The organism is Streptomyces colonosanans, from assembly GCF_001866645.1.
Classification (GTDB): domain Bacteria; phylum Actinomycetota; class Actinomycetes; order Streptomycetales; family Streptomycetaceae; genus Streptomyces; species Streptomyces colonosanans.
In genome coordinates this window covers 39,341-45,868 of the sequence record NZ_MLYP01000047.1, presented here as the reverse complement: position 1 = coordinate 45,868, position 6,528 = coordinate 39,341, and the positions used below count along the sequence as shown (strand labels likewise).

Sequence of the window (6,528 nt, the reverse complement as noted above, 5' to 3'; positions counted from 1 at the left end):
CGAAAGCCCAAGTACGTCCAGTACGAGGGCTTCCGGCCGGCACGCCGAGAGCACGCACCGAACGCCGCTCCTTAACGGGCAAACGTTGCCTGCCGGGGCACTAGTGGTCCGGCATTCGTCGCCCGTCAGGGCGCCAGCACTGTGACACCGACGTCACTACCCCGGCGCCCCTCAAGGGGCGCCGCCCCACTCGGGGAGCCGACCGTGCCCAGGGCACACTGGTCAACGTAAAGCCATCGCCCGGAGGGCCCCGTGCGTCGTCGTCTCATCCAGTCCACCCTCGCCGTCGTCCTTGTGGTGATCGCCGTCTTCGGCGTCTCCCTCGTGATCGTCGAGAGCCGAACGATCAGCAACAGCGCCCAGGAGCGCGTCGACTCCGAGGCGCTGCGGCTCGCCAGCATCGTGGACAGCCGTCTCCTCAGTGACGAGACGGTCAAGGGCGCGCTCTTCAAGGACCAGGTCACCGGCGACAAGTACGCGGAGATCGACATCCCCGGGCAGTCGACCATCAAGGCCGGCACCAAGCCCACCGGCGATGTGATCCACTCCATGGCCAAGGGCGAGGGCGGTGAGACCGTCCGGGTGGAGGAACCCCGCTCCACCGTCACCCGCGAGGTCGGCCGCACGCTGCTGATCATCGCCTTGGTCGCACTGCTCGCGATCATCGCCGCGGTGCTGCTCGCCGTACGGCAGGCCAACCGCCTTGCCTCGCCCCTCACCGACCTCGCCGAGACCGCGGAGCGGCTCGGCTCCGGCGACCCGCGCCCGCGGCACAAGCGGTACGGCGTCCCCGAGCTGGACCGGGTCGCCGACGTCCTCGACTCCTCCGCCGAGCGGATCGCCCGCATGCTGACGGCCGAGCGGCGCCTGGCCGCGGACGCCTCGCACCAGTTGCGTACGCCTCTCACCGCGCTCTCCATGCGCCTGGAGGAGATCACCCTCACCGATGACCCGGACACGGTTAAGGAGGAGGCGACCATCGCGCTGACGCAGGTGGAGCGGCTCACGGACGTGGTGGAGCGGCTGCTCACCAACGCCCGCGACCCGCGCACCGGCTCCGCCGTCTCCTTCGACCTCGACGAGGTCATCCAGCAGCAGATCGCCGAGTGGCGTCCCGCCTACCGCAGCGCGGGACGGGCGATCGTCAGCTCCGGCAAACGGCATCTGCGGGCCGTGGGCACCCCCGGCGCGGTCGCCCAGGTCCTGGCGGCACTGATCGAGAACTCGCTCATGCACGGCGGCGGCACGGTCGCGTTGCGCACCCGCGTCACCGGCAACCAGGCGGTCGTGGAGGTCACCGACGAGGGCCAGGGCGTGCCGCCCCAGCTGGGCTCCCGCATCTTCGAGCGCACCATCAGCGGCCGCAACTCCACGGGCATCGGTCTCGCGGTCGCCCGCGACCTCGCGGAGGCCGACGGCGGTCGTCTGGAGATGCTCCAGACCGCACCCCCGGTCTTCGGCCTGTTCCTGTCCCGCACTCCGCTGAAGGCGTCCCCGTCAGGGGAGGCGCCGGAGCGGACGGTCAGGTAGCCCGGGCCGGTCGAGGGGACGGGGCCGGGCTCAGCGGTTGACGCGCTGCCCGCGTCGCCCCTGCTCCTCCGCCTCCGCCGCGAGGAAGGACTCCGCGCCCACCACGGTCTCGCGGACCGGCAGCGCCTTGAAGACCCACGTGCGGTACGACCAGAAACGGAACAGCGTCCCCAGGCCGATGCCGAGGAACTTGAAGACGTTGCTCTGCAGCTGGCCGTCCCAGCCGAATCCGTAGGTCGCCAGGTACAGCACGCCGTTCTCGATCACCAGGCCCGCCGCGCTGAACAGCAGGAACAGCGTCATCTCCCGGGTGCGGCCGCTCTTGTCGCGGTCCCGGTAGGTGAAGTAGCGGAACCCGATGTAGTTGAAGACGATCGCGACCACGGTGGCGATGACGCTGGCCCGGACCACCTGGAGCCCGGTGGCGTGTCGCACCAGGTTGAACACGAGCAGGTTGACCAGCAGACCCGCCCCACCGACCGCGCCGAACTTGGCGATCTCGCGCATCAACTGGTCCACCCGTTGGCGCATTCCGCCGTGGGGCTTGTCCTTCAGGCCCGTGGAACCACTGCCCATGGTGTTGCCAGCCCCCGTCGGATCGGTTGTGTCGGTCGTGTCGGCCGGTCGGCAGTGTGCGCCGAGCGGTTCCGTAAACCTCGCCATGCTATCCAGCGGTCGTGGGCGATGCCCGCAGCCGAGTTCATGAGGACGGAAAGAAAGCGGTCACGTAGGTGAGAACGAAAACAAAGCGTCACAGGCGTCCTCGAACAGTGCTCACAAGGACGGAATCCGGCCGCCTTGGCATGACGGATACCCTGGGGGCGTGACGTTCCCGGTAGTCGGCATGGTCGGCGGGGGCCAGCTTGCTCGTATGACCCACGAGGCAGGCATCCCCCTCGGCATCAGGTTCAAGCTTCTCAGTGACACTCCCCAGGATTCCGCGGCGCAAGTCGTCAATGACGTCGTCATCGGCGACTACCGCGACCTGGGCACGCTGCGCGCCTTTGCGCGGGGGTGCGACGTGATCACCTTCGATCACGAGCACGTGCCCACCGAGCATCTGCGGGCCCTGGAGGCTGACGGCATCCCCGTCCGCCCGGGCCCGGACGCGCTCGTGCACGCCCAGGACAAGGGCGTGATGCGCGCGAAACTAGATGCGATCGGTGTGCCGTGCCCGCGCCACCGCATCGTGAGCGACCCGGAGGACGTCGCCGCGTTCGCCGCCGAGGGCGAGGGCTTCCCGGTCGTACTCAAAACCGTCCGCGGCGGCTACGACGGCAAGGGCGTGTGGGTCGCGCGCTCCGCCGAGGAGGCCGCCGAGCCGTTCCGCGCCGGCGTCCCCGTCCTCGCCGAGGAGAAGGTCGACTTCGTACGGGAGCTGGCCGCCAACGTCGTGCGGTCGCCGCACGGACAAGCCGTGGCGTACCCCGTCGTCGAGTCGCGGCAGGTCAACGGGGTCTGCGACACCGTGATCGCGCCCGCGCCCGACCTCGACGAGGAACTGGCACTCAAGGCCGAGGAACTGGCCCTGACGATCGCCAAGGAACTCGGCGTCGTCGGCCACCTCGCCGTCGAACTGTTCCAGACCCGCGACGGGCGCATCCTCGTCAACGAGTTGGCGATGCGTCCGCACAACTCGGGCCACTGGACCCAGGACGGCGCGATCACCTCCCAGTTCGCCAACCATGTCCGCGCCGTCCTCGACCTCCCGCTCGGCGACCCGCGCCCGCGCGCCGACTGGACCGTCATGGTGAACGTCCTCGGCGGCGACTACCCGGACATGTACTCCGCGTACCTGCACTGCATGGCCCGCGACCCGCAGCTCAAGATCCACATGTACGGCAAGGACGTGAAGCCCGGCCGCAAGGTCGGACACGTCAACACCTACGGCGACGACCTTGACGACGTGCTGGAACGCGCCCGTCACGCTGCCGGCTACCTGAGAGGCACCATCACCGAATGAGCCCCGTTGTTGGCATCGTCATGGGGTCGGACTCCGACTGGCCCGTCATGGAGGCCGCCGCCAAGGCCCTCGACGAGTTCGAGATCGCGTACGAGGTCGACGTCGTCTCCGCGCACCGCATGCCGCGCGAGATGATCGCGTACGGCGAACACGCCGCGGACCGCGGACTGAAGGTGATCATCGCGGGCGCGGGCGGCGCCGCCCACCTGCCCGGCATGCTCGCCTCCGTCACCCCGCTGCCGGTCATCGGCGTCCCGGTCCCGCTGAAGTACCTGGACGGCATGGACTCGCTGCTGTCGATCGTGCAGATGCCGGCCGGCGTCCCGGTGGCGACGGTCTCGGTGGGCGGTGCCCGCAACGCCGGTCTGCTGGCGGCCCGTATCCTCGCCGCGCACGACGAGGAACTCCTCGGGAAGATGCAGGACTTCCAGCGGGACCTCAACGACCAGGCCACCGAGAAGGGCAAGCGGCTGCGCTCCAAGGTCGAGGGATCCGGCAACTTCGGCTTCGGAACGGGGAAGTGACCGCGATGACCTCACTGGACCGGGCCCGCGAACTGCTGCGCGAGTTCCCCGTCGTCGACGGCCACAACGACCTGCCCTGGGCGCTGCGCGAGCAGGTCCGCTACGACCTCGACGCCCGCGACATCGCCGGCCCCCAGAACGCGCATCTGCACACGGACATCCCCCGGCTGCGCGAAGGCGGGGTCGGTGCACAGTTCTGGTCGGTGTACGTGCGCAGCGACCTGCCCGACGCGGTTCCCTCGACGCTCGAACAGATCGACTGCGTACGTCAGTTGATCGACCGTTACCCCGCCGACCTGCGCCGGGCCCTGACCGCCGCCGACATGGAGGCAGCACGCGCGGAGGGCCGTATCGCGTCCCTCATGGGCGCGGAGGGCGGCCACTCGATAGCGGGCTCCCTCGGCACGCTCAGGGGCCTGTACGAGCTGGGCGTGCGCTACATGACCCTCACCCACAACGACAACGTGCCGTGGGCGGACTCGGCGACCGACGAACCGGCGGTCGGCGGACTGTCCGACTTCGGCCGCGAGGTGGTCCGGGAGATGAACCGCCTCGGCATGCTCGTCGACCTCTCGCACGTGGCGGCGACGACGATGCGGGACGCGCTGGACGCGACGTCCGCGCCGGTGATCTTCTCCCACTCCTCCTCCCGGGCCGTGTGTGACCACCCGCGCAACATCCCGGACGACGTCCTCGAACGCCTCCCCGCCAACGGCGGTGTGGCGATGGTGACGTTCGTGCCGAAGTTCGTGCTCCAGGCGGCGGTGGACTGGACGGCCGCGGCCGACGAGAACATGCGGGCGCACGGCTTCCACCACCTCGACTCGACCGAGGAGGCGATGAAGGTCCACCGTGCCTTCGAGGAGGCTCACCCGCGCCCGGTCGCGACGGTCGCGACGGTCGCCGACCACCTGGACCACATGCGCGAGGTGGCGGGCATCGACCACCTCGGGATCGGCGGCGACTACGACGGCACGGCCTTCACCCCCGACGGCCTCAGCGACGTCTCCGGCTACCCCAACCTGATCGCGGAGCTGCTGGACCGCGGCTGGTCTACCACGGACCTGGCCAAGCTGACCTGGCAGAACGCGGTACGGGTCCTGGGCGCGGCCGAGGACGTGGCCCGCGACCTGCGCGCCCGGCGGGGCCCGTCGAACGCGACGATGGACGACCTGGACGGCTGACGCGCACACAGCGCGCTTGGGCCGCACGCACGAACGGGGCACCCCGAAGGGTGCCCCGTTCCTGTGTGCGGTGCCGCAAAGGGCCGTGCGCTACGGCAGGTTGCGCGCCATCACGATCCGCTGAACTTGGTTCGTGCCTTCATAAATCTGGGTGATCTTCGCGTCGCGCATCATGCGCTCCACCGGGTAGTCACGGGTGTAGCCGTACCCTCCGAGGAGCTGGACGGCGTCCGTGGTGACCTCCATCGCCACGTCCGAGGCGAAACACTTCGCGGCGGCGCCCTGGAAGGTCAGGTCGCTGTCGCCCCGCTCCGACTTGGCCGCCGCCGCGTAGGTGAGCTGGCGGGCCGCCTCGATCTTCATCGCCATGTCGGCGAGCATGAACTGGACGCCCTGGAAGTCGCCGATCGGCTTGCCGAACTGCTTGCGCTCCTGGACATAGCCCTTGGCGTAGTCGAGCGCGCCCTGGGCGACACCGAGGGCCTGGGCGGCGATGGTGATGCGGGTGTGGTCGAGGGTGCGCATCGCCGTGGCGAAACCGGTGCCCTCCTCGCCGATCATGCGGTCGGCCGGGATGCGGACGTTGTCGAAGTAGACCTCGCGGGTCGGGGAGCCCTTGATGCCGAGCTTCTTCTCGGGGGCACCGAAGGAGACGCCTGGGTCCGACTTCTCGACGACGAACGCCGATATGCCCTTGGAGCGCTTGGTGGGGTCGGTCACGGCCATGACCGTGTAGTACTCGGAGACCCCCGCGTTGGTGATCCAGCGCTTGACGCCGTTGAGGACCCAGTGGTCGCCGTCGCGGACCGCCTTGGTCTTCATGCCGGCCGCGTCGGAGCCCGCCTCCGGCTCGGAGAGGCAGTACGAGAACATCGCGTCGCCCTTGGCCAGCGGGCCCAGGTACTTCTTCTTCAGCTCCTCGGAGCCGGAGAGCATCACCGGCAGGGAGCCGAGCTTGTTCACGGCCGGGATCAGGGAGGAGGACACGCAGGCGCGGGCCACCTCCTCGATCACGATGACCGTGGCGAGCGCGTCGGCGCCGGCGCCGCCGTACTCCTCGGGCACGTGAACCGCGTGCAGGTCGTTCGCGACGAGCGCGTCCAGCGCCTCCTGCGGGAAGCGGGCCTCCTCGTCCACCGCGGCGGCGTACGGTGCGATCTTCGCCTCAGCCAGCGAGCGGACGGCGTCACGGAGCATGTCGTGCTCCTCGGACGGGCGGTACAGGTCGAAATCAGCCGATCCGGCCAAGGTCTCTCACGCTCCAAGGACGCTCTGACGAACTGTGTGATGACGCTAACTACCGTTAAGTAACCCAAATCTTAGGGGC

The 6,528-nt window shown here is 69.4% G+C and carries 6 protein-coding genes; 4 read left to right on the top strand and 2 right to left on the bottom strand.

Going from position 1 to position 6,528, the window contains the following annotated elements; genetic code table 11:
• Positions 1 to 252 precede the first annotated feature (252 nt).
• Positions 253 to 1,530 carry an ATP-binding protein gene (locus BIV24_RS18590; RefSeq protein ID WP_071367468.1) on the top strand — a complete coding sequence of 426 codons (1,278 nt, stop codon included), beginning with the start codon at positions 253 to 255 and terminating at the stop codon, positions 1,528 to 1,530.
• Positions 1,531 to 1,560: 30 nt separating this feature from the next.
• Here the strand turns inward: BIV24_RS18590 and BIV24_RS18585 are convergent, their stop codons facing one another.
• Positions 1,561 to 2,106, bottom strand: coding sequence for a GtrA family protein (locus tag BIV24_RS18585; protein ID WP_071367467.1), 546 nt, complete (start codon positions 2,104 to 2,106; stop codon positions 1,561 to 1,563).
• A gap of 247 nt (positions 2,107 to 2,353) precedes the next feature.
• On the opposite strand from BIV24_RS18585, the gene BIV24_RS18580 reads away from it, so the two are divergent.
• The 3 genes from BIV24_RS18580 to BIV24_RS18570 are packed head-to-tail and all read left to right on the top strand — an operon-like array spanning position 2,354 to position 5,201.
• Entirely contained in the window at positions 2,354 to 3,493 is a 1,140-nt protein-coding gene (locus BIV24_RS18580; RefSeq protein WP_071367466.1) for a 5-(carboxyamino)imidazole ribonucleotide synthase, read from the top strand.
• Complete coding sequence (gene purE, locus BIV24_RS18575; RefSeq protein ID WP_079168361.1) at positions 3,490 to 4,017, top strand: 5-(carboxyamino)imidazole ribonucleotide mutase; 528 nt, start codon at positions 3,490 to 3,492, stop codon at positions 4,015 to 4,017. The genes BIV24_RS18580 and purE overlap by 4 nt, the downstream gene beginning before the upstream one ends.
• Positions 4,018 to 4,022: 5 nt before the next feature.
• Positions 4,023 to 5,201 carry a dipeptidase gene (locus tag BIV24_RS18570; RefSeq protein WP_071367473.1) on the top strand — a complete coding sequence of 393 codons (1,179 nt, stop codon included), beginning with the start codon at positions 4,023 to 4,025 and terminating at the stop codon, positions 5,199 to 5,201.
• 90 nt (positions 5,202 to 5,291) lie between these two features.
• Here the strand turns inward: BIV24_RS18570 and BIV24_RS18565 are convergent, their stop codons facing one another.
• On the bottom strand, positions 5,292 to 6,449 hold the full coding sequence (locus BIV24_RS18565) for an acyl-CoA dehydrogenase (RefSeq protein WP_071367464.1): 1,158 nt from the start codon (positions 6,447 to 6,449) through the stop codon (positions 5,292 to 5,294).
• Positions 6,450 to 6,528: the final 79 nt, after the last annotated feature.

Coding starts and splice junctions, on each gene's coding strand:
- BIV24_RS18585 (WP_071367467.1), bottom strand. CDS start 2,106: ATGGGCAGTGGTTCCACGGGCCTGAAGGACAAGCCCCACGGCGGAATG.
- BIV24_RS18570 (WP_071367473.1), top strand. CDS start 4,023: ATGACCTCACTGGACCGGGCCCGCGAACTGCTGCGCGAGTTCCCCGTC.
- purE (WP_079168361.1), top strand. CDS start 3,490: ATGAGCCCCGTTGTTGGCATCGTCATGGGGTCGGACTCCGACTGGCCC.